Origin of the sequence: Streptomyces sp. NPDC093260 (assembly GCF_040683715.1) — a bacterium.
Classification (GTDB): Bacteria; Actinomycetota; Actinomycetes; order Streptomycetales; family Streptomycetaceae; genus Streptomyces; species Streptomyces sennicomposti.
The window spans coordinates 36,493-61,847 of the sequence record NZ_JBFBEK010000035.1 but is presented as its reverse complement, the minus strand read 5'-3'; the positions used below and the strand labels follow the sequence as shown (position 1 = coordinate 61,847).

16 protein-coding genes are annotated in these 25,355 nt (G+C 72.8%); 7 read left to right on the top strand and 9 right to left on the bottom strand.

Annotated elements, in window-relative coordinates; all coding sequences use genetic code 11:
- The first annotated feature begins 25 nt into the window (after positions 1 to 25).
- The 6 genes from AB0N63_RS31750 to AB0N63_RS31725 are packed head-to-tail and all read left to right on the top strand — an operon-like array spanning position 26 to position 5,181.
- Positions 26 to 295, top strand: coding sequence for a hypothetical protein (locus tag AB0N63_RS31750; RefSeq protein ID WP_365534490.1), 270 nt, complete (start codon positions 26 to 28; stop codon positions 293 to 295).
- A 53-nt stretch (positions 296 to 348) separates the two neighbouring features.
- Positions 349 to 1,287: an ATP-binding cassette domain-containing protein gene (locus tag AB0N63_RS31745; RefSeq protein ID WP_365534488.1), complete on the top strand. Its 939-nt coding sequence runs from the start codon at positions 349 to 351 to the stop codon at positions 1,285 to 1,287.
- A complete protein-coding gene (locus AB0N63_RS31740) occupies positions 1,284 to 2,084 on the top strand; it encodes an ABC transporter permease (protein WP_365534485.1) in 801 nt (266 codons plus the stop codon). The genes AB0N63_RS31745 and AB0N63_RS31740 overlap by 4 nt, the downstream gene beginning before the upstream one ends.
- Positions 2,081 to 2,908 carry an ABC transporter permease gene (locus tag AB0N63_RS31735; RefSeq protein ID WP_365534483.1) on the top strand — a complete coding sequence of 276 codons (828 nt, stop codon included), beginning with the start codon at positions 2,081 to 2,083 and terminating at the stop codon, positions 2,906 to 2,908. The genes AB0N63_RS31740 and AB0N63_RS31735 overlap by 4 nt, the downstream gene beginning before the upstream one ends.
- A gap of 2 nt (positions 2,909 to 2,910) precedes the next feature.
- Entirely contained in the window at positions 2,911 to 4,275 is a 1,365-nt protein-coding gene (locus AB0N63_RS31730; RefSeq protein WP_365534481.1) for an FAD-dependent oxidoreductase, read from the top strand.
- Between the two features lie 21 nt (positions 4,276 to 4,296).
- The gene (locus tag AB0N63_RS31725) at positions 4,297 to 5,181 is read left to right on the top strand and encodes an alpha/beta hydrolase (protein WP_365534479.1); all 885 of its coding nucleotides are present in this window, start codon (positions 4,297 to 4,299) and stop codon (positions 5,179 to 5,181) included.
- 62 nt (positions 5,182 to 5,243) lie between these two features.
- On the opposite strand, the gene AB0N63_RS31720 is transcribed toward AB0N63_RS31725, so the two are convergent.
- Together AB0N63_RS31720 and AB0N63_RS31715 are read right to left on the bottom strand one after the other, a co-directional pair.
- The gene (locus AB0N63_RS31720) at positions 5,244 to 6,416 is read right to left on the bottom strand and encodes a methyltransferase domain-containing protein (protein WP_365534477.1); all 1,173 of its coding nucleotides are present in this window, start codon (positions 6,414 to 6,416) and stop codon (positions 5,244 to 5,246) included.
- 5 nt (positions 6,417 to 6,421) lie between these two features.
- Positions 6,422 to 6,772, bottom strand: a complete 351-nt coding sequence (locus AB0N63_RS31715) for a VOC family protein (protein WP_365534475.1) — start codon at positions 6,770 to 6,772, stop codon at positions 6,422 to 6,424.
- Positions 6,773 to 6,932: 160 nt separating this feature from the next.
- Between AB0N63_RS31715 and AB0N63_RS31710 the strand changes: the two genes are divergently transcribed.
- Positions 6,933 to 8,312, top strand: a complete 1,380-nt coding sequence (locus AB0N63_RS31710) for an FAD-binding oxidoreductase (protein WP_365534472.1) — start codon at positions 6,933 to 6,935, stop codon at positions 8,310 to 8,312.
- A gap of 101 nt (positions 8,313 to 8,413) precedes the next feature.
- Here AB0N63_RS31710 and AB0N63_RS31705 read toward each other — a convergent pair whose 3' ends face one another.
- The 7 genes from AB0N63_RS31705 to AB0N63_RS31675 are packed head-to-tail and all read right to left on the bottom strand — an operon-like array spanning position 8,414 to position 25,335.
- A complete protein-coding gene (locus AB0N63_RS31705) occupies positions 8,414 to 9,052 on the bottom strand; it encodes an O-methyltransferase (protein WP_365534470.1) in 639 nt (212 codons plus the stop codon).
- Entirely contained in the window at positions 9,049 to 9,840 is a 792-nt protein-coding gene (locus AB0N63_RS31700; RefSeq protein WP_365534468.1) for an alpha/beta fold hydrolase, read from the bottom strand. Before AB0N63_RS31700 ends, AB0N63_RS31705 begins: the two co-directional genes overlap by 4 nt.
- Complete coding sequence (locus AB0N63_RS31695) at positions 9,837 to 10,913, bottom strand: Gfo/Idh/MocA family oxidoreductase (RefSeq protein ID WP_365534465.1); 1,077 nt, start codon at positions 10,911 to 10,913, stop codon at positions 9,837 to 9,839. The genes AB0N63_RS31700 and AB0N63_RS31695 overlap by 4 nt, the downstream gene beginning before the upstream one ends.
- Complete coding sequence (locus tag AB0N63_RS31690; protein WP_365534463.1) at positions 10,910 to 12,052, bottom strand: saccharopine dehydrogenase NADP-binding domain-containing protein; 1,143 nt, start codon at positions 12,050 to 12,052, stop codon at positions 10,910 to 10,912. Before AB0N63_RS31690 ends, AB0N63_RS31695 begins: the two co-directional genes overlap by 4 nt.
- A complete protein-coding gene (locus AB0N63_RS31685) occupies positions 12,049 to 17,445 on the bottom strand; it encodes an amino acid adenylation domain-containing protein (protein WP_365534462.1) in 5,397 nt (1,798 codons plus the stop codon). The genes AB0N63_RS31690 and AB0N63_RS31685 overlap by 4 nt, the downstream gene beginning before the upstream one ends.
- Positions 17,442 to 24,041 carry an amino acid adenylation domain-containing protein gene (locus AB0N63_RS31680; RefSeq protein ID WP_365534459.1) on the bottom strand — a complete coding sequence of 2,200 codons (6,600 nt, stop codon included), beginning with the start codon at positions 24,039 to 24,041 and terminating at the stop codon, positions 17,442 to 17,444. The genes AB0N63_RS31685 and AB0N63_RS31680 overlap by 4 nt, the downstream gene beginning before the upstream one ends.
- Positions 24,031 to 25,335 carry a condensation domain-containing protein gene (locus tag AB0N63_RS31675; protein ID WP_365534457.1) on the bottom strand — a complete coding sequence of 435 codons (1,305 nt, stop codon included), beginning with the start codon at positions 25,333 to 25,335 and terminating at the stop codon, positions 24,031 to 24,033. The genes AB0N63_RS31680 and AB0N63_RS31675 overlap by 11 nt, the downstream gene beginning before the upstream one ends.
- Between the last annotated feature and the right edge of the window lie 20 nt (positions 25,336 to 25,355).

The following is a 25,355-nucleotide window of genomic DNA, read 5'->3' as shown; positions in this document are numbered from 1 at the left end:
GACCGGCCCCAGAACAGGAGACCACATGTCCTACTCCAGCGCAGAGGTGCGTGAGACCGTGCTCGCGATCATCGAGCAGCTCGCCCCCGAGCGGGAGCGTTTCGAGGCGGGCAAAGACATGCGTCTGGTCGAGGACCTGGGCTTCCACTCCCTGGCCCTGCTGGAGATGGCGTTCGCCATCGAGGACGACTTCGATCTGCCGCCGATCGACGAGCAGACCGGACGTGCCATCCGGACCACCGAACAGGTCGTCAGCTACGTCCTGGGCCAGGTCGAGGTCGGGACGTCGTCGTGATCGCCACCGACGACCCGGGCACGACGACGTCATGAAGAACTGAAGGAGCCACGATGACCGAGGCGATCCTCCTCTCGGACCTCACCAAGCGATTCGGCGAGCAGACCGCACTCGACCGGGTGTCGCTGCGGATACCGGCCGGAACCGTGGTGGGCCTGCTCGGTCCCAACGGAGCGGGCAAGACCACCCTCATCAACTGCCTGACCACGCTGCTGCAGCCCGACGGCGGCACCATCCGCGTCCTGGGCCACGACCCGGGGACCGACCCGTCCCTGGTGCGCGCCAACATCGCCGTCACCGGGCAGTTCGCCGCCCTCGACGAACAGATCAGCCCGCGCGAGAACCTGGTGTTCTTCGGCAGGCTCCTCGGCCTCGGCAAGGGCGAGGCCCGGCGGCGGGCGGGGGAGATGCTGGAGCGGTTCGAGCTCGGCGAAGCGGCGTACACTCCCGTCGGGTACCTCTCCGGCGGCATGCGCCGCCGCCTCGACCTCGCGGTGAGCCTGGTGGTTCCGCGGCCGGTGCTGGTGCTGGACGAACCGACCACCGGCCTGGACCCGCGCAGCCGCAAACTCCTGTGGGACATGGTCAGGGCCGAGGCCGCGCGGGGCGTGGCCGTCCTGCTCACCACGCAGTACCTGGAGGAGGCCGACCAGCTCGCCGACCGCATCGTCGTCATCGACAAGGGCCGGGTCCTCGCGGACGGCTCCTCGGACGAGCTCAAGCTCGACGTGGGCGGCCTCATGTGCCGCCTCACCCTGACCGGCGCCGCCGACACCGCGGCGGCCCGTCAGGCCCTCGGCGACCTCCCCGGCGTGACGGCCGAGGACGACAAGGTCGCCGTGCCCGTGGCGCGTCCCGAGGACGTCGGCGCGGTGCTCGGCCGGCTGGACGGCAAGGGGCTGCGGATCACCGACATCGAGGTGACCAAGCCGACGCTCGACGAGGTCTTCTTCGCCCTCACCGAGCCGATGGAGAAGGAGGCCACCCGATGAGCGCCACGCCCGGCGCCGCGGCTCCCTTGGGCCGCCCGGCCGGCTGGCGGCACGACTTCCAGGTGCTCTTCGACCGGTTGCGGGTTCGCTCGTTCTCCCGGGGCGGCCTGGTGGCCACCGTGGTGCAGCCGCTGCTCTTCTTCGCCATCTTCTACTGCACCTTCGCCGGAATGCTGGACGATCGCGGCATCGACTTCGGCCGCTTCGTCACTCCCACCGTCCTGGTCCAGGCCCTGATGTTCGTGGCCATCGGCAGCGCCACCGACCTGGCCGCCGACCGCTCCAGCGGCGTCTTCTCCCGCCTGCTGACCAGCCCGGTCGACATGCGCGCGATGAGCCTGGCGCATCTGGCAGTGGTGGCGCTGCAAGGTCTCCTGTCCAGTGTCGCCATCGTGCTCGCCGGGCATCTGGCGGGCTTCCGCTTCGACCACGGAGTGCTCGCCGCACTGGGCTTCGTGCTGTTCGCCGTGGCGTTCGCCGTGGCCCTGTCGCTGGCCACGGCCACCATCGCGCTGCGCCTTCGCAACCTGGAGGCGCTCAGCGCGGTGCTCCACCTGCCGTACCTGCCGCTGCTGGTGCTCTCCACCGGCTTCGTCGAGGCGGACCTCTTCCCCGGCTGGCTCCGGCCGGCCGTCACGGCCTCCCCGGTGTCCGGGGTGATCGACGCGCTGCGCGCCCTGTCGACCACCGAACTCACCTGGGGCGCGACGCTGCCCGGCCTTGCGTGGGTGGTGGGCCTCCTCGCCCTGTTCTCGTGGACCACGACCGTCGCCTTCAGGAAGGTGGCCATCCGATGACCGTGCAGTCGCCGGGGACGGCAGCGCCGTCGGTGCCGTCCTCCTCGCCCGACCCGGCCACTCTGGCCGGAGCCTCCGTCGTCATCGCCGGACGGGTGCTGCGCCAGTTCGTCCGGAACCGGATGATGATCATCGTCACCATCGCCTTTCCGCTGCTTCAGCTCTTCATGCTGCTGGCCGCCTTCAACGTGCTGGTGCGCGACACGCAGGACGTCGACTACGTGCGGCGGCTCGCCCCGCTGATCGTGCTCACCACGGCTTTCTCCTCGGTCCTCACCACGGCGATCGCCCTGTGGAGCGACATCCGCAGCGGGGTGTTCAACCGGCTGCGGGCGATGCCGCTGGACATGCGGGCGTACGTCATCGGGCGGATCGGCGGCGACTTCGTACGGATCATGGGGGTGGCCGTCCTGGTCACGCTCGTCGCCCACACGGTCGGCTTCCGGTTCTCCCGGGGACCGCTGGCGGTGCTCGGCTTCTTCGGGATCGTGGCGCTGTTCGGAATGATGTGCAGCGCGCTGGCCGTCGCCGTCGCCCTCGTCGCCCAGCACCCCGGCATCATCGTGCGCTACGTGCAGATGCCCACGCTCGTGCTGACGCTGATGTCCAGCGGTTACGTACCACTGGAGGCGTTCCCGGGCTGGATCCGGCCGGCGGTGAGCGTCAACCCCGTCTCCCTGGCGGCCGACGCGCTGGCCGGGCTCTCCCAGCAGGGCGCGCTGACCGCACCGGTGCTCGGGACCGCCGCCTGGACCGTGGGCGTCACGGCGGTGTGCACGGCCGTCGCCACGCGCCGCTTCGCGCTGCTCGTGAAACGCGGCTGACCGTGGCGGACATCGTCGTACTGGGCGCGGGAGTGGCCGGTCTCGGGCTCGCGGCCTTCGCCGCCGGCCGCGGACACCGGGTGACGCTCGTCGAACGGGACGGCCCGCCCCCCGAGGGCGGGGCCCACACCGAGGTGGCCGACTGGGAACGGCGCGGCGTGCCGCACGCCCGCCAGGGGCACGCCCTGCTGGGGCTGGGCATCGCGGTGCTGCGCGAGGAGTGCCCCGAGGTGCTGGCGGAGCTGACCGGCCGGGGCGCGGTCGCCGTGCCCCTGGAGACGGGCGGTGACGACCTCGGCCTGCTCAGCCGTCGGCTGGTCTTCGAGGCCGCGCTGCGCCGCCGTGCCGCCGCCGACCCCTCGGTCACACTGCTGCACGACAGGGTCGCCGGCCTGCTGAGCGCCGGGACGCCGCACGGTGGTCCCCATGTGCACGGGGTGCGCCTCGCGGAGGGCGGCGACCTGGCCGCCGACGTGGTGCTGGACGCCACCGGCCGCAGGTCCGCGGTGGCCGCCTGGCTCACCGCGATCGGCGGCGCCCCGCCCCGGGAGACGGCTCAGTCGTGCGGGTTCTCCTACATCGCCCAGGAGTTCGCGCTGGACCCGGGCGGCCGGTTCCCGTCCCTGCGGGCGCCGGTGGTGCACGAACTCGACTTCGCCACGGTGCTGGCCTTCCCCGGCGACAACGGCCGCTTCCACCTGTCGACCACCATTTCCTCCCACGACCCCGTACGGACCCGGCTGCTGGAACGCCCGGTCTACCTGCGGTTCCTGGCCAGTGTGGCCCGGGTGCGCGACTGGCTCGACGGGGCGACGCCGGTCGGCGACCCGATGCCGATGGCCGGTCTGGAGAACCGCCGCCGGTCACTGGTCGTGGACGGGGCGCCGCTGGTCACCGGTTACGCGCTGGTGGGCGACGCCTGCGTGCAGACCAACCCCACCTTCGGACGCGGTGTGTCCCTCGCCCTGGCGCACGCGAGGACCGTCGCGGACAAGATCGGCCGTCTCGACCAGGACCCGCACGACTGGGCCGTGGAGACGCACGAGGCCACCGAACAGTGCCTGGGGCCGTGGTTCGAGCAGCAGGTCGCCACCGACGCCGCCCGGCTCGCCGAACTCGCGGGCGCGGCGCACGACGACTCGCTGGCCGCCCGCGTCCTCACCGCCCTCGCCGTTCTGCGCGAGGAGGACGCGCACGTACGCGTCGCCGCCGAACGCGTCTACCACATGCTGCTCACCCCGGCCGAGCTGATGCGGGACCGCAAGGTGGCCCGCCGGGTGCTCGCGTTCCTGCGCGAGCACCCCGATCTCCGGCGCGAACACGTCGGACCCAACCGTCAGGACTTCGAGCGCCTGGTCACCGGCTGAGCGCCCTCAGAAGGGAACACCATGAAAGTCACCCTGCCCACGGACGTCACGCTGAGCTACGACATCTACGGCCCCGAGGACGGCCCCGTGGTCGTACTCGTGCCCGGACAGCACCAGGCGTCCCTGTTCGAGACCATGCAGGTGCCGCAGCTCACGAAGGCCGGATACCGCGTCGTCACCTTCGACCTGCGCGGGGTGCACCCCTCGGAGGAGACCCCTCCGCCGTACACGGTGGAACTGCTCGGGCAGGACCTGGCCGCACTCAACGAGGCGTTGGAGCTGGGCCCCTGCACCTACATCGGCTACTCGGTGGGCGCGATGATCCTGCTGGAACTGGCGATGAAGCGCCCCGAGCTGATCGAGCGCGCCGCGCTCATCGGGGTCCCGTGGAAGCCCGGCAAGCTGCAGCAGGCCATTCAGGCCGAGGCGGTGGACCGGCTCAAGAACGGGCACAAGGTGCCTGCCCTGCTGGAGGGAGCCTTCCGGGCGATGTACCTGTTCGGGCCGCGGGCGCTCAACCGCGACCAGTTCATCGCGCCCTACCTGGACGGGCTGGCGGGCCTCGCGGAGTCGGGCGGGCACGGCGCCATCGGACACGCCGAGGCGAGCACCGCCTTCCGCCCCAGCGACGAGGAGGTGGCCGCGGTGCGGGTGCCGCTGCTCGTCGTGGGCATGGAGCACGACATCGTCGCGCCCCGGCACCTGTCGCGGGAGCTGGCGGACCTGATCCCCACCGCCGAGTACACCGAGATACGCAACTGCGGGCACGCCTCACTGCTGGAGAAGCCCACCGAGGTCAACGCGCTGGTCGCCGACTACCTGCGCTCGGGCAAGGTCGGCACCCCGCGCGGCTCGCGCCGGCGCTCCGAGGACCGTACGCAGGAGACCCGTACGGAAGAGAGCTGACGCTCCCGCAACGCGACGGCTCCCGGCCTCCGCGAGAGACCGGGAGCCGTTGTCGTACCACCCTAGGGCCGGGCCGTGAGCCGGTACAGCCGGTGGAAGGGGTGCCCCACGTCGATCACCCGGGTGTCCAGGCCCGCCTCGGCGGCGTACCGGCGCACGGTCTCCGGGCGCATCACCGTGCCCGTGGCCGCGCTCGGCGTCCGGCTCATGCCGACCGGCAGACAGTGCAGCACGCTGACCGCGTAGTGGAAGCGCTCGCTGTCCGGCGCCGCCGGGGTGAACCGCTCGCCGACGGACGGCTCCATCAGCAGCACCGCACCCCCGGGCGCCATCAGCCGGCGGCAGGCCCGGAGCACCTCCACCGGCGCCGACATGTCGTGCAGGGCGTCGAACACGCAGACCAGGGTGTGTCCCGCCGACCCGGCGTCCCCGGCGTCGGCGGCGCGGAAGCGGACCCGTTCGCTCAGCCCCTCCGCAGGATCGGCGGCGGCGAGGTTCGCCTCGGCGTCCCTGATCGACGCATCGTCCAGGTCCAGCCCGTGCACCTCGGCGTCGGGAAACATCCGGGCCAGCGCCAGCGTGGAGAGGCCGGAACCGCACGCCACGTCGGCGATGCTGCTCCCCGGTACCCGCAGCCGGGCGTCGATGTCGGGCAGGTGACGGCTGATCCAGCCGGAAAGGTGGTGCTCGAATACACCGCGGTTCAGGCCCGCCTGCCCCCCGCGCAGGGCCTCGCCGTAGGCCGCGTACGGAAGGCCCCGGCGACCGCGGTAGGCGTCCATCAGCTGCGGCAGCACGGCCGCCATGCCGCCGATGGGCATCACGACCAGCGGGGCGATCCAGTTCGGGCTGCCGGCGTCGAGCAGCGCTTCCGCGTGGGCGGGCGGCAGCGTGAAACGCCGGTTCTCCGGCAGCGCTTCCGGTGCGTCGACGGTCAGCACACCGGCACAGGTCTGCTGTTCCAGCCACTCCCGCACCATTCGGGCGTCGAGGTCCCTCTCCTTCGCCACCTGTGCGGCGGTGGCGGGGCCGGTGCGGCGCAGGGCTTCGTACAGGCCCAGTTCCAGGCCCAGGTAACAGGTCATCAGTTCGGCCGAGGCCAGCCCGGCTCCGAAGAGCCGCAAGGAGAAGGCCTGCGCGGAGTCCGCCGCGGGCGCGGGCGGCTTCCCCCGCCGGGCGGGCGGCACGCCGCGGCCGGGACGGGCGGGGGAGGGGTCGCGGAAGGCGGGCGCCATGGCGGTCAGAGGTGGGCGAGGACGTTGACGACGTTGCCGTCGTGGTCCCGGTAGAAGAAGCGCCGTACGCCCCATTCCTCGTTCTCGGGTCCGTAAAGGATCTCCAGGCCGGCGGCGCGGGCCCCCGCGAGAGCCGCGTCGAGGTCCTCCACCTCGACGGAGGCCGACGGGTTCACCGGCCCGGTGGGGTCCTTGGTGATCAGGCTGACCTGCACGGAGTGGTCGGTCGGCGGAGCGAGGGTGACGATCCAGCCGTGATTCATGATCACTTCCATCCCGGTGACCCGGATGTGGGCTTCCACTGCGGAATCGAGATCGCTCACCGTGAGCAGCGGCATCGCGCGGAGTGCAGACATGTGCGCCAGCGTAACCAGCGCACCCCGCCGCCCCGGGGGCCTTTCCACCCTCTTTCACCCCCGTGTCGCGGGCCCTGCGGCGGCCATACGTTCTCCTCGCATCGGCCTCCTTGCGCGAGGGCGCGCGGGCCGAACTCGCCAATCCCGAAGGAGGACTGACGTGGGACTCGTCACCGCGACCGGTACGGCCATCCCGGAATCCAGGCTCGCGGAGCTGGGTGAGGCGATCAGGGGCCGGATCATCACCGCGCAGGACGCCGACTACGACGAGCGCAGGCAGATCTGGAACGGCTACTTCCAGAAAAGCCCCGGGGCGATCGTCCAGGCGGACGGCGCATCCGACGTCGTCAAGGTCGTCAACTTCGCGCGTGAGAACGACATCGAGCTGGCCGTCAAGGGCGGCGGCCACTGCTTCGCCGGCACCGGCACCGTCGAGGGCGGACTGCTCCTCGACACCTCCCGGCTGCGCGGCATACGGGTCGACCCGGCCAAGCGCCGTCTGGTCGTCCAGCCCGGCCTGGAGCAGGGCGACGTCGACGCCGAGACCACCAGCTTCGGGCTCGCCGTCACCGGTTCCCAGGAGTCGTACATCGGCATCGGCGGCCTCACCCTGGGCGGCGGCCTCGGCTGGCTCGCCCGCTACCGGGGTCTGCTCGTGGACAACCTGGTCTCCGCCGACATCGTGCTGGCCGGCGGCGAGCTGGTGACCACCACCGCGCAGGACCACCCCGACCTGTTCTGGGCGATCCGGGGTGGCGGCGGGAACTTCGGCGTGGCCACCCGCTTCGAGTTCGACCTGCACCCGCAGGGCGACTGCATGGCGGGGCTGCTCGCCTTTCCCATCGACCAGACGGTGGACGTGGCCCGGCGGCTCGACGAGTTCAACCGGACCGCCCCCGACGAGCTGACCACCTCCTTCGCCTTCCTCACCGCCCCTGGCGGTGCACCGGCGATCGGCCTGGGCTTCGTGCACGCGGCCCCCGACGACTCCACCGAGGACCTGATCGGCCGGATGCGCGGCCTCGGCACCGGCGCGCTCCTCGACCACTGCGGCCTGATGCCGTACGTGGCCGTGCAGCGGATGCTCGACGAGAACACCGTCGCCGGGCACCGGTACTACCCGCGCTCGTTCCTGCTGCCCGAACTGCGGGACGAGCCGCTGCAGATCCTCGCCGACGGGTTCGTCAACGCCCCGTCCGAACGGAGCCTGGTGGGCGGCGGCCTGATGGGCGGTGTCATGTCGAACGTACCGGCGTCCGAGACCCCCTTCCTGCACCGCGAGGGTTACCTGACCAGCATCCTCACCTCCTGGACCGACCCGGCCAAGGACGAGGAGGCCGTCGAGTGGACCGAGAAGGTGTACGCCGAACTCCTGCCGTACACCACCGGCGCGGTCTACGCCAACCACCTGGGCGCGGACTCCGCCGAGCGCATCGAGGACGCCTACGGCTCCAACTACGAGCGGCTGACCCGGATCAAGGCGGTCTACGACCCCGAGAACTTCTTCCACACGAACAACAACATCAAGCCGGCGAGCTGAGCCCGGCGGGCCCGCCCGCGGACCGCGGGCGGGCCCGGTGCGCACCACGGCGCCCGGACCCCGCGCGAGGTCCGGGCGCCGTCACGTGCACGCGGGTCCGGTCAGCCGACCCGCCGGATGACACTCACGCCCTCACGCACGGTGAGCACGCTCTGCCGCACCCGGGCGTCGGCCGCGACATGCGCGTTGAACGCGCGCATCGCGACGGTGTCGGGCTGCTGGTCCCGCTCGTTGGCGACGCCGCCGAACTGGAGGACGTTGTCGGCCAGGAGCAGACCGTGCGGGGACAGCTTCGGCAGCACGGCCTCGTAGTAGTCGATGTACCCGGGCTTGTCGGCGTCGACGAAGACCAGGTCGAAGGGGCCGGGCAGGTCCCCGACCGACGTGAGGGCCGGGCCCTCCCAGAGGTGTATGCGCTCCGCCCAGGGTGAGGCCGCGAAGTGCTTGCGCGCGATCGAGGCGTGCAGCGGATTCAGTTCACAGGTGTGGAGCTCGGCGCCCTCCGGCATCGCCTGGGCCATGCAGAGCGCGGAGTAGCCGGTGAAGGTGCCGATCTCCAGGATGCGGCGGGGCCGCAGGGCGAACACCAGAGAAGCCAGGAACTCCCCCTCCAGACTCCCCACCATCATGGCCGGCAGGTCCGTCTCGGCCTCGGTGTCGGCGACCAGGGCGGCCAGCCAGGGCGGCGCGGGGGAGGAGACCTCCTCGGCGTACTTCTCCACGACGGGTCGTACGATCATCCTCGGTTCCTTCCCGCGGGGTCGGTGTGGGAGTGCCGGGGGTGGCCGGCCAGCCGTTGGGCCAGCCAGTGCGTCAACTCCTCGCGGGCGGGCCCCCGCAGATAGAAATGGCCGCCCGGGAACGAGGCCAGCTCCGTCTGCGCCGAACTGGCCTCCGCCCAGGCCGCCGCGTCCGCCGCGTCGACCTCGGGGTCCTCGGTGCCGTAACAGACGCTCACCGGCACCGACAGGTCGCGTCCGGTCCCGGGACGGTAGGTGCCCACCAGCCGGTAGTCCGCGCGGAGCATCGGCAGCGTCATCTCGCGCAGGCCCGGCAGCCGGAGCAGCCGTCCGTCGGTGCCGCCGAGCCGGCACACGTCGGCCCACAGCTGCTCGTCGTCCAGGTGCTTGTCGTCCGGGCGCTGCCAAGCCGGTCCCGGACGGCCGGAGACGATCAGCCGCTCCGGGAGCGCCTCGCCCGCCGTGCCGAGGAGCCGGGTGACCTCGTGCGCGACGGAGGCGCCCATGCTGTGCCCGAAGAACCACACGGGCTTGTCGTCCAGTCGGGTCAGTGCCTTGGCCAGCGGCTCCACGAGGCCGGGCATGTCGGTGCAGCAGGGCTCGCCGAGGCGGTCCTCCCGGCCGGGGTACTGCACCACCATGCCCTCGACGCCCTCGGGCAGGTCGCGCACCAGCGGGCGGTAGAAGCTCGCGGCCCCGCCGCCGTGCGGGAAGAACACGAGGCGCCGCACGGCCCCGGGCCGGGGAAAGTAGCAGCGCAGCCACGGGCTCGGGACATCGGTGCTCATGGGACGTCCAGCAGGTCGGCGGCGGCGAGGAGTTCCGGCGGCGCCTTCGGGTGGCGCAGCCGTACCGGCCCGCAGGCCTCGCTCAGGCGCATCGCCAGCTTCGCCAGGGCCACGTGGTACTGGACGTGCCCCCGGCTGTCGGCGCCCGACCGGACCTCGTCCCAGGTTGCGGTGATGGCCCGTGCCGTGGCCTGCGGCCACAGTTCGCGCAGCACCTCGCTGTACGAGGCGCCCTGCGGCGGACCCAGGTGCTCCACGCTCGGCACCATGAGGTGGGGGGCGGCGGAGTCGCCGAGGCGCACCAGTTCCCTCATGTCGTCCGGCATGTGGGGACGCATGCTCCACTGCACCGGACCGTGTGTGTTGACCAGGGTGAGGTGCCCCCCGTCCGTGCCCAGGCTGATGCGGTGGAAGAGATGGCTGTAGTTGTCCGGGTCGGAGGGCACCAGCTCGTTCTGGAGCCGGAAGGACATCGGGACACCGGCGAAGCGGCCGGTGAGACTCCGGTACGGCGCCTCCGGCGCCTCCGCGAGCGCCCCGTCGACGCTGTGCGGGCGGATCGACCCCAGCGCTTGGCCCAGGATGTCGAAGACCGTGTAGAGCACCTGGAACGCACAGGTCACGTCGAGGAACAGCGGCTGCTGCCGGGCCACCAGGTCGCGGGCGGCGCCGATGAACCGGCGCACCGGCTCCACGTGCGGATAGTGGGTGTTCAGCCGGAACACCACCCCGGACTCGGTGGCGGCGCGCAGGCACGCCACCAACTCATCCGGATGCAGGGGGTGTTCCTGCAGGACGTGCACGCCGCGGCGCATCAGCGCCTGGGAGAGCCGGGGCCCGGGGCCGCCGTTCATCACCCCGCCGACGACCACACAGGCCAGGTCGACGTCGTCGGGCACCTCCTCGACCGTGGACCACAGCGGTACACCGTGGTGCGCGGCGCAGGCGCGGCTGCGGGCGCTGCCGGACGCGAGGATCCCGGCCAGCTCGAAGCCGAAGTCGGCCCGCTCGAACGCCGCCAGGTAGGCGCGGCCGAAGCCGGTACCGGCCACCAGGACACGCGGGCGGGTCACAGTTCGCCCTCTTCCATGGCGCGGGCCGCCAGGATCGGCCGGCCGACGACCTCCAGCAGCCCGACCGCGGGCTCCGCCCGCAGAGCGGCGAGCACGGTCTCGGCGTCGAGCACGTCGGAGCCGAAGTGCACCCCCGGGCCTGTCCTGCCGTCGAGCACCGCCAGCACGGCCAGCGCACTGGCGAGGCCGGTCAGGGCGTAGGTGTCGCCGGCGCGCAGGGCCAGGCTGCGGGTGGCCGGGCGTCCGGTGTCGTCGGTGCCGGTGACCTCGAACAGCATGAGCTGGAACGGATCCCTGCCGAACAGGTCGAGTGCCGCGGCACGAGTGAGGTCCTCGGCCGCCTCGGCGAGAGCGGACTCGCCGCGCATCGCTCCCTGGAGTCTGCTGAGGCAGTTCATCATGTGCGCGCCGCCGTCGAAGACGTTGTACCAGTCGATCTCCGTGAGCCCGGTGATTTCGGGGAGCCGCGCGGACTCGAAACTCAGGTACGGGTAGACGTCCACCCGGTTGTGCGCGTAGGGCAGCTCGACGCCGGTCCGGGGCTCCAGCTCGCGCTCCACGCGGATGCCGCCCCTGATCGCGCTGCGGGCCTCACCGTACGCGCCGCCCATGGACAGCAGGTAGTCGGCGGCTCCGGCCGGGGTGAGCCGGTCCATCGTGCCGACGTAGGCCGTCAGCCGTCGCGGCCGGCTCATGGTGGAGCACAGGTGGCGGGGGAGCAGACCGGTCAGGCCGGGCTGCATGCCCGCCGTGATGACGGCGGTACCGGTGAAGGTGCCCGGCCGGGTCAGTGCTTCCAGCAGCGGTTCGTCACCGCCCGGGTCGACATAGTCGGCGCCGGCCGCGGCCGCGGCCCAGGCCACCCGGTCGAGGACCTGGTAGGACGGGCCCGCGCAGTTGAGGACGACACGCGCGCCGCGGCAGAACCGGGCCAGCGACCGGCCGTCGTACAGGTCCACCTCGACCGCCTCGCCGCGCAGACCCGACTTGGCCAGCAGGGTCTCGGCCTGGCTGCGGTCGCGCCCGCCGAGCCGTACGACGGCGTCGGGACGGCGGTCGGCGATGGCCCGTACGGCGGCCGCGCCGACGGCGCCGTAGGCGCCGACCACCGCGACCGACGGGGTGCTGTGCTCGCTCACGCGTTCTCCTCGTCGGGCAGGTCGATCACATCGGAGGTGACCAGCTCACGGCAGGTGAAATGGTCGCCCGGGACGCTCTGTCGCAGGAGTCCGCCCACGCAGACCGACTCCCACAGCGCGGTCATGTCGGCGGCCATCGTGGGCCAGAGCGGGGACTCCTCTTCGTGCACCAGCAGCCGGGCCTCCCCGGTGTACAGACCGGGGTCGTGGGCGACGACGCAGCCCGCCAGCGCCCGTCCGCGTGCGAGGCGTTCGGCGAGTTCGTCCGCGCCGAGCCCCAGCGCCCCGGCGAGCGCGGCCAGCCGGTCCTCGCGCGAGAGCGCGCCGAGTGCGGCGGCCGTCTCGCCCACGGTTCGCAGCTCCGGCTCGCTCCGGCCCGCCAGTGCGGCCAGCGCACCGGGCGGAATGTCACCGGCGGGGGCGAGCGCGGCGAGCGCCGACCCGAGCGCGGGGACCCCGGGGTAGCCCAGGGCGGCCGGGTCCTGCCCGCGGTCCAGGCAGAACAGCGCCTCTTCCAGGACGTCGTCGCGGACGGTGGCGGGCAGCGGGTAGCTGCTCAGCACGGTCAGCCCGCACACCGGGCTGCCGAGCTCGGCCAGTTGCCGGGCGACGGCGAGCGCCAGCACGCCCCCGCTGTGCGCGCCGACCAAGTGGAACGGACCCGGGCTCAACGCCCGTACCCGCGCTACGATCTCCTGCGCCACGTCGTCCAGGCTCTGCCCCTCGGCCACCCGCACCGGCGGCACCACCACCACCGGGTCGAGCGTCCCGAGGCCGGCGGCGAGCCGCTCCACCTGGCCGCCCAGACCGTCGCCGACCAGGACGTGCACCGGGTTGCCGAGAGCGTCCGCCGTTCCGGTCAGCACCAGCTCGTCGCCGGCCCCGCTCTCCTCGGACACGTCCTGCCCCTGCTGGAGGAACGCGGACAGCTCGCGCACCGACGCGCCGCCCAGCAGTTCGCGCAGCAACTCGTCGAAGAAGACCTCGGCCGCAGCCGGCACCTGCTCGCGCAGCGCCGTGACGAGCTGCGCGGCGAGCAGCGAATCCCCGCCCAGCGCGTAGAAGTTGGTGTCGAGCGGCACCTCCGGCGCGCGCAGGACCTCCGCGTAGACCGCGGCGACAGCCAACTCCAGTTCGCCGGCCTCGCGCACGCTCTCCCCGGCGACCGCGGCGCCCGCCGCGCGCTGCTCTTCGGCCCACCGGGCCAGGGTGGCGCGGTCGACCTTGCCGTTGTCGGTCAGCGGCAGCGCGTCCAGCACCTCGAAGCGCGACGGGATCATCTCCGCCGGGAGCCGCTCGGCGAGCCGCCGGGTCAGCTCCTCGGTGTCGAGCGGCTCGCGGTCGGTCTTGAACCGGGCCGCGAAGACGTGCATCCCGATGCGGGCCAGCTCGTCCTCCGGTGCCGGGACGCACAGCTCCAGGTCGGCCCCGGCCTCGGCCAGCAGGTCGAACCACTGTCCGCGACCGATGAAAGTCTGGTCCTTGCCGTGGCGCACGTCCTGGAAGTCCCCTGCGGTGGCGTCGAAGAGGAACTCCATCGAGGTGAGGATCTGGTAGTTGTCGCGGGTGGTCTCGATGAAGACCAGCCATCCGCCGGGCACCAGCGCCTCGCGCATCCGGCGCAGGACGGCGCGGGCGTCCTTCGCGTAGTGCATGACGTTGCCGCACAGGATCACGTCCACCGAGTTCGGTCTGACGCCCTGTTCGCGGTACGGCTCGTTGAAGTCGAACAGCGCGTAGTCCACCCAGGGGTGTTCGGCGAACCTCTCACCGGCCTTGTTCAGGAAGAACTGCGACACGTCGCTGAAGGTGTAACGGACGTTCTCGCCGTCGAGCGCCGGAATGGTGTCGGCACTGGTGCCGCCTACGCCCGCGCCGACCTCCAGCACCCGCAGCGGACGGCCGGAGGTGTTGCGCCGGGCCACGCCCAGCACGGTGGAGGTGGCCAGCCGGTTGAGGTAGCGGGAGAGGAAGCCCTCCATGTAGGCGGCCTCGTGGATGCCCAGGTCGCCCTCGGGGAACAGCATGCGCAACGGGTCCCGCTCGTCGCGCATCAGCTCCGGCAGGTGGGTGGCGGCGAGCTTGAAGTAGTTCACCAGCTCGGGACGGTCGTTGGCCTTGGGCAGCAGCCGGTCGACCTCGGCCCACGCCTGCTCGACGTCCTCGGGGGTGACCGGGCGCAGACAGCCGATCGTGCCGTCCGCGGCCCGGTCCAGGTAGCCGTTCTCCACGCAGGCGGCCAGCCAGCGACGCACCAGCCGCTCGTGCCGGGGGGCCACCCTGGCCAGCCGCATGATCTCGGAGGTGCTGTGACGCGTGGCGGCGTTCGGCCACATGCCTTCCTGACGCAGGACGTCGACCATGCGGCGCAGCGCCGCGTCGTCGAGCACGGCAGCGAACTCGACCACCTTCGCGACGTCCACCCCGTCGCGGATCTCCTCGGCCGCCGCGAGCACCTCGGGCACGAGGGCCGCGTCCACGGCGTGGTCGGCCGGGTCGGCGGGCGAGGGCGAGACGAAGGCGACCAGTCTGCGGTCGTTGCGCTCCCCCTGCGTGGTCACCGCCACCGCGTCGACCTGCGGGTCGGCGGCCAGGGCCGCCTCCACCTCGGCCAGTTCGATGCGGTGGCCGCGGATCTTGACCTGCCGGTCGTCGCGGCCGATGAACTCCAGGGTGCCGTCGGGCAGATAGCGGGCGAGGTCGCCGGTGCGGTACACCCGCTCGCCGTCCGGCAGCGCGAAGAAGCTCGCCGCGGTCTTCTCCGGGTCGCCCAGGTAGCCCTTGGCGAGGCCGGTGCCGGCGATGTACAGGTCGCCCACGACGAGGTCGGGGCAGGGCCGCAGGAACGCGTCGAGCACGTGGAAGCGCTGGTTCTCCAGCGGAGTGCCGTACGGGATGCTCGGAGCGGCCGTGTCGACCTCGCCGATCGGGTGGAAGACCGACCAGATCGACGCTTCGGTGGCGCCGCCGAGGCTGTACAGCTCCACCTGCGGGAGCCGTGCGCGTACGGCGTCAGGGAGCGTCACGGGTATCCAGTCGCCCGACATCATGCCGAGGCGCACGCTTGCGCAGTCGCGGCCGTCGCCGCGCAGGTACTCCTCCAGCAGCATCATCTGGGCGGGCACCGTGTTCAGCACCGTCACGCCGTGCCCGGTGATCAGCTCGGCCCAGTGCGAGGGGTCGCTGCGCCGCTCCGCGTCGGGAAGCACCAGGGTGCCACCCCGGCCGAGGACTCCGAAGACGTCGAAGACCGACAGGTCGAAGCCCAGGCCCGACAGCCCCAGCGCGACGTCGTCACGGCCGATCCCGAACCTTCGGCACACGTCGTCCAGGGTGTTGACGGCAGCACGGTGACTGATCTCCACGCCCTTCGGCTCGCCGGTCGAGCCGGAGGTGAAGATGACGTACGCCGAGTCGTCCGGGGAGACCGCGACCTCGTCGAGAGCGGCCGTGGACAGGCGGTCCACGTCGACACGTCCGACCCCTGCGGGCAGTTCGCCGCCGACCGTGCTGTGCGCGATCACCAGGCCGATCCCGGCGGACTCGATGATCCTGTCCCGCCGGGCGTCGGGCTGGCCCGCCTCGACCGGCACGTACGTGCCCCCGGCCAGCAGCACCCCGAGCGCCCCGGCGACCTGCTCCCAGCCCTTCTCCATCACCACCGCGACCCGCTGGTGCGGCCGGTGGCCCCGCGCGGTGAGCGCGGCGGCCACGGCGGCGGCCCGGCCGGTCAGCGTCGCGTAGTCGACCCTTCCGCGGTGGTCGATCACCGCCGTCGCGTCCGGGCACCGGCGTGCCGTGTCGAGCAGCGCCCGGTGCAGCAGCGCGTCGCTCACGGGCCGGGCCGTGGCGTTGACCGCCGCGCGTCGCCGCGCCTGGTGGGCGGGCAGGGTGAGCGGGTCGCCCTCCCACGCCTCGTCCCCGTCGGCGAGCCGGTGCAGGAGGTCCCGGAACGCGGCGAACATGTCATCGAGGACCGGCTGGGGCACGGTGTCGTCGCGCACGTCCCAGTTGACGAGCAGCGCCCCCGCGGCCTCCATCGCCTGGCAGTCCACCCAGACCTGCGGCGTCTGACTGATGCCGTTGCGGATCTGGGAGCGCATCATGCCCTGGGGGGCGAGACCGTCGGAGAGTCCGATGGCGCTGGTGAACACCACCGGCATCATCGAACCCTGCTGGCCCCGGCGGCGGGTCAGCTCGCGCAGCACCTCCACGCCCGAGAACAGCCGGTGGTCGAGATCCTCGAAGAGCTGCTCGCCCGCCCTGCGGGCACGTCCGGCGAAGGTGTCGGCGCAGCCGCCGTCGATGGCCAGCAGCTCGACGGAGGTGAAGTCGCCCACGACGGCGCCCACGTCCGGGTGCAGCGGCAGTCGGCTGAGCACCGTCACGTCGAGCGTGAACCGGGGGCTGCGGCTCCAGCGGCCGATCACCTCGGCGTACGCGGCCATGACGGCCGTCGAGGCGGAGACCTGCTGTTTCCCGGCACGCGTCTTGAGCGCCGACCACTGCGCGGGCTCGAGTCGCAGCTCGCGCCGGGTGAAACCGGCCGCACCCTGTCGGCTGGGCCGGTCGGCCAACGGCAGTTCGGGGGCGGGCGGCAGCCTGTCCAGGCGCGTTGTCCAGTAGTCGCGGTCGCGCTCGTACGCGGGCCCCTGGCGCACGGCCCGTTCCGCCCGCAGATAGTCACGGAACGAGATCCCGGGGGCCGCGAGAGCGGCGTCGGGGTCCTCGTAGAACGTGCCGAACTCGTCCAGCAGCCGGTAGATGCTCACGTAGTCGGCGATCAGGAAGTCGATGGAGAAGTGCAGGACGGCCCGGTCGGCGAACTCGGTGACCTCCAGTGAGTACAGCGGGCACGTGGTGACGTCCTTGGACTCCGCGGAGAGCCGGCCGCGGACCTCGCGGAGGATCTCCTCGCCCGCCGCCGCGGGCAGCGCGGTCGCGTCGTGCCAGCCGATGACGGGGGCGGGCGGATCCTTCAGCACCCGCTGGTAGCCGTCGTAGTCGATGACCACGCGCAGCATCTCGTGCCGGTCGACCACCTGCTGCCAGGCCCGCAGCAGCCGGTCCCGCTCCAGCGCGGGGAACTCCAGCTCCCCGTAGGCGTGACAGGGCACCGAGCCGTACTCGAAGGCGCCCCGGCGGCCCAGCAGGTAGGCCGACTGGACCTCGGTGAGCGGGAACGGCTCATGGGCGGCGTCGGGATCGGGCCGCACCTGCTGCGGGCCGCGCTCGCGCAGCGCCCGGAGCACGTCCTCCCGGCAGCCGGAAAGCAGGGCCCGGCGCTCGGGGGTCATGGTCCCCTCGGGGCCCCGGAACCGGAGTCTGCCCTCGTCCTCCCACAGGTGCAGTCCAGCCTGTTCGAGTTCGCTGATGATGTCGGCGGCGGTCACAGGACACCTTCTTCCAGTCGGACGGAGGCTTGGCGCGGGTGGCTGCCGGAGATCTCGGCGTCGAGGACGGCGGCGATCCCGGCGATGGTCGGGTGGTTGAAGAGCTGGCGCAGCGAGAGCTCCACGCCGAAGCGCTTGGCGAACTGCTGGATGATCCGGGTGGCGACGAGGCTGTCACCGCCGAGGCCGAAGAAGTTGGCGCTGCGGCCCACCCTCGGGGCCTCCAGCAGATCGGCCCACACCTCGGCCACGGCGCGTTCGGTGTCCCCCCGCGGACGGTCGTCCGCCGCGGGCTCCTGCGCCGTGTGCCGCAGCCCGTAGGTCCGCGCGACGGCGGCGCGGTCGACCTTGGCGTTCGCGTTCAGGGGCAGTCGCTCGACGACGGTGAGGTGTTCGGGAAGCATGTGGGCGGGCAGGTGCGCGGCCAGCGCCGCCAGCACCTTCGCCGCCGACGGTGCGGGATCCGCGCCCTGCTCCGGGGTGACGACCGCGGCCAGGCGGCGCACCCCGGCGCTGACGTCGACCCATGCCACCGCGCCGGCCACACCGGGCAGTTCGCGCAGCCCGGTCTCGATCTCGCCGAGTTCGATCCGGTGCCCGCGCACCTTCACCTGGTGGTCGCGCCGGCCCAGGAACTCCAGGATCCCCGAGGGGTGGTAGCGGCCCAGGTCGCCGGTGCGGTACCACCTCTCGCCCCCGGCCGCGACGAACGAGGCCGCTGTGCGGTCCGGGTCCGCGCGGTAGCCGAGCGCCACACCGGAGCCCCCGATCCACAGCTCGCCGGGCACGAAGTCGGGCCGGTCCCGGCCGTGTGCGTCGACCACGCGGAAGCGCTGGTTGGCCAGTGGACGCCCGTACGGGATCGACACCCACGCGGGATCGACGGCGGTCACCTCGTGGGCGTTCGACCAGATCGACGCCTCGGTGGCACCGCCCATGGCGACGAGCAGGGCGTTCGGGGCGCTCGCCCGCAGCCGGTCGCAGAGGTCCAGCCCGATCCAGTCGCCGGAGACGATCGCCACGCGCAGCCCCGGCAGGCTCGCGCCCGACTCGCAGGCCACCAGCAGCATGTCGAGCAGGGTGGGCACCGTGTTCCAGACGGTGACCCCGTGTTCGGCGGCGAGACGGGCCCAGACGACCGCCTCCCGCCGGACGTCCTCGGTGAGGGTCACCACGGTGCCGCCCACCGCGAGCAGTCCGAACAGGTCGTAGACGGACAGGTCGAAGTCGAGCGCCGAGACCTGGAGGACCACGTCGGCGGGCCCCACGCCGTAGCGGGCGTTGACGTCGTCGATGGTGTTGGCGGCGGCCGCGTGGGTGATCTCCACCCCCTTGGGCTCGCCGGTGGAGCCCGAGGTGTAGATGACGTACGCGAGCTGTCCCGGGTCGACCGGCACCGGCTCCGCGAGCGGTGCGGCCGCCGAGGCCTCGGCCACCGGCACCAGCCGCACCGCCTCGTCCCAGTCCCCGCCGGACTCCGGGCCGTCCGCGACCAGGGCCAGGCGCGCCCCGGAGGACCGCACGATCCGGTTGCGGCGCGCGGCCGGCTGGCCCAGTCCCACCGGTACGTACGCGCAGCCCGCGGCCAGCACGCCGAGCACCGCGACCACCTGGTCGGGCCCCTTCGGCAGCGAGACGACCACGGTCTCGCCGGGCCGCGCCCCGAGCGACACCAGGTGTCCGGCGACGCCGAGCACCCGGCCGGCCAGCTCGGCGTAGGTCAGGGTCCCGCCGGCCGGGGTGCGTACGGCGACGGCAAGGGGGGTGCGGCGGGCGACGTCGAGGACCGGCTCGTGCAGCGTACGGGCGGGGCGGGCCACGGCGGTGGCGTTCGCCTCGGCGCGGACCTTCGCCTGCGCCTCGGGAAGGGCGATCGGCGGAGCCGGGCGGGACCAGTCGCTGTCGGCGAGCGCCACCAGCAGACGGCGCATCGCCTCCAGGGCCGCCGGGACCACCCCGGGACTGTAGAGGCCCTCGACATGGTCCCAGTTGACGGCGAGTCCGCCGTCGCGCTCCACCACCTGGCAGTCCAGGGCGACCTGCGGGCTCTGGGAGAGTCCGCGGCGCAGCTCACCGAACCCGAAGGAGAGGTCCTTGAAGTCCGCGCTCACCCCGAGGGTGGAGGTGAACACCACCGGCATCAGCATCTGCCCGCCCCCGGAGCGCCGGGCGAGTTGCTGGAGCACCCAGGTGGTGGAGACGTTGCGGTGCTCGATGCCCTTCCAGACCTGCTCCTGCAACCGGCGCACGGTATCGGCCCAGGAACCCCCGGGACGGCTGTGGTGACCGAGCAGCAGCAGCGAGGTGAAGTCGCCGACCACCTGGTTCACCTGGGGATGCACGTCCTGCCGGTCGAAGACCGTCAGGTTGAGCGTCAGCGAGGTCTCGGCGCTCCACATCGCCAGCACCTCGGCGAAGGCGGCCGCCACGACCGTCGACGCGGTCAGCCCCTCGTCGGCCGTGCGCCGGCGGAGGTTCGCCCAGGTCGCCGAGTCGATGCGGAACTCGTCCCGCACGAACCGCGGCCGGTCGACGCGCTCGGGGTCCAGGGCCGTGGGCAGTGCCGGAGCCGGGGGCAGCTCCTCGATCGCCTTCAGCCAGTACTCCTCGTCCCGCGCCTTCGTGGCGGGATCGGTGCGCCGGGCGAGCAGATAGTCGCGGAAGGACAGCTCCAGTGCCGGGAGTTCCCGGCGGGGGTCGGCGTAGAGCGCGTTCAGCTCGGTGAAGATGGTCATGATCGACAGCGCGTCGAGCACCACGTAGTCGAAGCCCACGCCGAACACCGTGCGCCCGTCGTCCCGTTGCACGGCGCGCACGTCGAACAGCGGCCATGAGGTCACGTCGAGCACCTGCTGCGCCATGTCCCCCAGCGCGGCGACCGCCTCCTCGTGGTCGGATGCGGTGGTGCGGGTGACCGCGAACCGGTAGTGCGGCACCTCGGGCAGGATGCGCTGGCCGCCCTCGCCGTCCAGCACGGCGCGCAGCATCTCGTGCCGCCGCACCAGCGTGTTCCAGGCGGCTTCCAGCCGGTCCAGGTCGACCCGGTCGCTCTCGAACTCCCAGTACCAGTACGAGGCGACGCCCCCGAGGACGAAGTCGGGGTCGCGGCCGAGCCAGTAGGCGCGCTGCACGTCGGTGAGCGGGAAGGGCTCGTACCGGTGCTCCGGGTCGGCCGGGACCGTGCCGGGGGCCTGCGCCTCGGTGCGCGTCAGCGTCTGGGCGAAACCACCCACCGTGGGACGGGTGAACAGGTCGCCGAGCCTGGCCTCGTACCCTTGCCGGCGCAGGGCGGCGAGCAGGCGGGCGGCCTGCAGGCTGTCGCCGCCGATGTGGAAGAAGTTGGTGTTCCGGCCGAGGGGCCCGCACCCGAGCAGGTCCGCCCACAGCGCGGCGACCGTCTCCTCCGCCGCACCGCGCGGGGCGTGCGACGCTTCGCCGGACATCCGCTCGCTCACCATCGCGGCCAGCAGCCGCCCCGCCTCGGCGCGATCGACCTTGCCGTTGCGGCTCAGCGGCAGCTCGTCGACGGCCACCGCGCGGGCGGGGACCATGTACGGGGGCACCTGCCGGGCGGCAGTGACCAGCGCTCCCTCGGCGTCGGCCGTGCCCGGGGCGACCAGGGCGTACAGCGCGCCGCCGTGCCCGGCGACCGGCGTCACCACGGCGTCGCGCACCCCGGGATGCAGGCTCAACGCCCGTTCGACCTCGCCGGGTTCGATGCGGTAGCCGTTCACCTTGACCTGGAGGTCGGCGCGGCCGAGGAACTCGATCACGGCCCCGGGCCGGTAGCGGGCCCGGTCGCCGGTGCGGTACCAGCGCGCGCCGTCCGCCTCCACGAACTTCGCGGCGGTCAGCTCCGGTGCGCCCACGTACCCCCGGGCCACCCCGGCCCCGCCGATCCACAGCTCCCCGGCCACCCAGTCGGGGCGGTCGCCGCCGTGCTCGTCGACGATCCGGCAGCACTGATTCGGCAGCGGCACGTTGTACGGGATCGAGGTCCAGGAGGGATCCACCTCCGTGACCTCCTGGACGGTCGAGTGGATCGCGGTCTCCGTGGTGCCGCCCAGGACCACGAACACGCTGTCCGGGCGCAGCGCGTGCACCCGGCCCGGCAGGTCGAGCCCCGCCCAGTCACCGCCGAGGAGCTGGAGCCGGAACGGCCAGCCGCCCGGCTCCGGCCGCGACGAGGCCGTGGCCAGCGCCATGTCGAGCAGCGCGGGCACGCAGTTGAGGACGGTGGCCCGGTGCTGGGCCGCCCTGCGCAGCCACGTCTCGGGGGAACGCCGCTCCTCGTCGTCGACCAGGACCAGCGCGCCGCCGCAGGTGAGGGGGCCGAAGATGTCGTAGACGGAGAGGTCGAAGTCGAGCGCCGACAGGCACAGGGTGCGGTCGGCGGGGCCCATCCGGTAGCGCTCGTTCAGGGCGGCCACGGTGTTGTGGGCCGCCGCATGGGTCAGCTCCACGCCCTTGGGTTCCCCGGTCGAGCCGGACGTGAAGATCACGTAGGCGGGGGCGTCCGGCGAAACGTCCGCCCGACGCTCGAGCGGCGGCAGTTCACGGTCGGTGCCGCACCGTACGTCGATGTGCGGGATCCGGCCGTCGGCCGCGTCCCGGGCCGGGCCCGCGGTCACCGCGCAGCGGGCGCCGGACAGCGACTCCACGGCGCGCCGCCGTGCCTCCGGCTGTTCCGTCCCCACCGGCACGTACGCCGCGCCCAGCGCGTGCACCGCCAGCACCGCGACCACCTGTTCGACGCCCTTGGGCAGGGTGATCACGACCCGGTCGCCTGCGGCGACACCGGCGGTGCGCAGGACGTGGGCCAGCCGCAGGGCCCGCTGGGCGAGTTCCCCGTAGGTCAGCATCCGGCCGTCGCCCCAGAGCGCCGCCGGTGCCCCACCACGCTCGGCCGCCTGCCGGAAGAACTCCTCGTGCAGCGCCCGACGGGGCAGGTCCGCGCGGGTGTCGTTGGCGCTGCGGCGGGCCTGGAGCTGCGGTGCGGGCGGTCGCACCGGCAGGCTCTCCCACCAGGCGCTGGGCTGCGAGGCGAGCAGCCGCACCCGGTTGACGAAGGCCTCGAACATCGCCTCGGGAACACCGGCCTCGAAGAGGTTCTCGGCGGTCTCCCAGTTGATCAGCATGCCGCTGTCGTGCTCGATCAACTGGAGGTCGATCCACACGCCCGACGTCTGCGAACTCATCCACACCGGGGTGCCGAGCACCGCACGGGTCGCCCCGTCGAACAGCTCACCGAGGCTGAGCGCGCTGGTGAACACGACGCCCGCCCGCCGGTTCGCCCCGGCGGTGGTCCTGGCGAGGTCGCGCAGTACCGAAGTGCCGCCGTACGCCGTGTGCGCGGCATCGTGCCGGTACTGCTCCTGCAGCGTGTGGGCGCGCTCGACGAAGGTGCGGCGCATGTCGGGCGCCACCTGGAGCAGCAGCAGGTCGGTGAAGTCCCCGACGATCCGGCCGACCTCCGGGTGCACCGGGATCCGGTTCAGCACCGGAAGGTTGAGCAGGAACTCCGACTCCTCGCTCCAGGTCGCGAGGACGTCCGCGTAGGCGGCGGCGACGGCCATGGACACCGTCAGGCCGTTGCTGCGCGCGTGCTGGGAGAACCGTTCGTACGTCTCCGGGGCCAGCCAGGCGTGCCGCCGGACCGTGTCCACCCGCTCGATCCGCTCCGGCGGCGCGGCCAGCGGCAGCCGGGGCGCCTCGGGCAGGTCCTCGGCACGGTCGCGCCAGTAGGAGACGTCCTCCGGGCGGGGCTCCCGGCCGTGCTCGGCGACCAGGCGGCGGTATTCGGGGAAGGTCAGGGCGGGCTGCGCGGGCGCGCCGGCCGGGTCCTCGTAGGAGCGGGCCAGGTCGCCGACGACGATCCGGAAGCTCGACGCGTCGCAGACGGCCATGTCGATGTCGAGGAAGAGCCGGCCCTTCCCGGCCGGCAGCAGCGCCAGCCGCACGTCGAGCCCGCCCCCCTCGTCGAGCGGCAGCGTCTGGTGCGACAGGGTCCCGCGCAGCCGCGCGAGACGCTGTTCGCGTTCGGGGTGCTCCAGACCCCGCAGGTCGACGACCTCGTCCAGCCCCCGGCACCGCGGCAGGATCCGCTGGCCCCCCTCGCTGAGGGCCGCCCGCAGCATGGGGTGCCTGCGCCGCACCGCGGCCACCGCGCCGTCCCAGCGCGCGACGTCGGCGGTGACGTCGAACTCGAAATAGAAGTGCGACCCGGTGTTCAGCGGCATGCCCGGCTGACGGCCCGACCAGTAGGCGTGCTGCATCGGGGCCAGCGGGAACTCGTCCGTCCCGGCGGCCGTGTCCCGCTCCGCCTCCGGGCGCGGGCCAGTGCCGTCGTCGGTCCCGGACAGCAGCGCGGCCCAGGCGCGCACGGTGGGTTCCTCCACCAGGTCGCCGAAGGACACGCGCACACCGGCCTCCTGCCAGGAGGCCGCCAGGTCCATCATCCCGAGGGAGTCCAGGCCGAGCGTGACGAGGTCCTCGTCCAAGCCGATCTCCGTGGCCGGGAGCTCCAGCCGCGCGGCGACGGTGTCGCGGATCTCCCCGGCGGACAGCGCGCGTCCCGCCGTCACCTCACTGGTCATCGTGGCCTCCCGTGCGCTGCCGGGGGCGCGCCCCGGCCTGGTCGGTGTGGGGCGCCGCGCTGCGGGCGGCGGTCGTGCAGATGTCGACGTACACGGCGAGCAGCGACTCGGCGAACTCCGGGTCGAAACGGTCGGGGTTGTAGAACAGCAGCACCCGCACCGTGTCCCGGTCGGGCACGGCGACCAGCTCCAGCTCGAATCGGGTGGCGACGCCGTCGGGCACCAGGACCTCGATGTCGAGCCCGCCGGCCCGGGTCGAGTACACCGGGTCCGCCATCATCTGGAACACCACGTCGTCGAGCCGGCGGTCGGTGCCGCCCGGATTGATCGGCAGCATCTGGAACGGCAGCGCCTGGTGGACGAACGCCTCCATCACCGTGCCGTGTGTGGCCCGCAGGTGCGCGGTGAAGTCGCCGCCGGTCAGCCGGGTCCGCAGCAGCACCATGTTGGCCAGGAACCCCACGGTGCGCCGGTGTTCGGCGCTGCGATTGGCGAACAGGGTCGCCACCGCCAGGTCCTCGGCGCCGCTGACCGACTGCAGGGCCCGGTAGTAGGCGGTGAGCAGGGCCACGAACAACGTCGACCGCTCCCGCTTGGCCAACGCGTCCAGCGCGGCCACCGTCGGCGCGTCCAGGACGTGCTGCACGAGCCTGGTGTCGCGCGGCGCGCCCGCGGTGGCCGGGCGGATCGGCAGCGGGGGCAGCGTCACGTCCTTCAGGCGCTCGCTCCAGAAGGCCTTCAGCCGCTGCCCGGAAGGACCTGCCAGGGTCTCGCGCTGCTCCTCGGCGAACCGTGAGTACGCGGGGGCGTCGCCGCAGGGCCTGCCCTCCAGCGCGGCGCACAGGTCCTCGAAGATCACGTTGCAGGACCACGAGTCGGTCACCATGTGGTGCATGTTGAAGCAGAGCACGTGATGGTCCTCGGCGAGCCGCCACAGGGTGATGCGCACGGCGCTTTCGGTGGCGTCGATCCGGGTGCCCAGTTCCCTGGCCGCCTCCCGGTCGGCGCACGCCCCGGGATCCGGCTCGCCGGTCAGGTCCACCTCGCGGATCCGTGGTGACACCTCCGGGTGCACCAACGCCCTGAGGCGGCGGCCCCCGCCGGTGAAGGTGCTGCGCAGCGCCTCGTGCCGGGAGATCACGTGACCGATCGCCTCCCGGAGCCGGTCGCGGTCGAGCGGACCGCGCAGCCGGCACAGCACTGGGCAGTTGAGAGCGCCCTCCTCGCCCCGGTAGCGGTCGAGGAACCACAGCAGCGTCTGGCCCACGGACGGGCGGATCTCGGTGGCTGTCACGTCCGGCAACGTAACGACGG

Excerpts from the sequence above, each read along its gene's own strand:
- AB0N63_RS31750 (WP_365534490.1), top strand. The coding sequence starts at position 26 with ATGTCCTACTCCAGCGCAGAGGTGCGTGAGACCGTGCTCGCGATCATC.
- AB0N63_RS31745 (WP_365534488.1), top strand. The coding sequence starts at position 349 with ATGACCGAGGCGATCCTCCTCTCGGACCTCACCAAGCGATTCGGCGAG.
- AB0N63_RS31740 (WP_365534485.1), top strand. The coding sequence starts at position 1,284 with ATGAGCGCCACGCCCGGCGCCGCGGCTCCCTTGGGCCGCCCGGCCGGC.
- AB0N63_RS31735 (WP_365534483.1), top strand. The coding sequence starts at position 2,081 with ATGACCGTGCAGTCGCCGGGGACGGCAGCGCCGTCGGTGCCGTCCTCC.
- AB0N63_RS31725 (WP_365534479.1), top strand. The coding sequence starts at position 4,297 with ATGAAAGTCACCCTGCCCACGGACGTCACGCTGAGCTACGACATCTAC.
- AB0N63_RS31720 (WP_365534477.1), bottom strand. The coding sequence starts at position 6,416 with ATGGCGCCCGCCTTCCGCGACCCCTCCCCCGCCCGTCCCGGCCGCGGC.
- AB0N63_RS31715 (WP_365534475.1), bottom strand. The coding sequence starts at position 6,772 with ATGTCTGCACTCCGCGCGATGCCGCTGCTCACGGTGAGCGATCTCGAT.
- AB0N63_RS31705 (WP_365534470.1), bottom strand. The coding sequence starts at position 9,052 with ATGATCGTACGACCCGTCGTGGAGAAGTACGCCGAGGAGGTCTCCTCC.
- AB0N63_RS31700 (WP_365534468.1), bottom strand. The coding sequence starts at position 9,840 with ATGAGCACCGATGTCCCGAGCCCGTGGCTGCGCTGCTACTTTCCCCGG.
- AB0N63_RS31680 (WP_365534459.1), bottom strand. The coding sequence starts at position 24,041 with ATGACCAGTGAGGTGACGGCGGGACGCGCGCTGTCCGCCGGGGAGATC.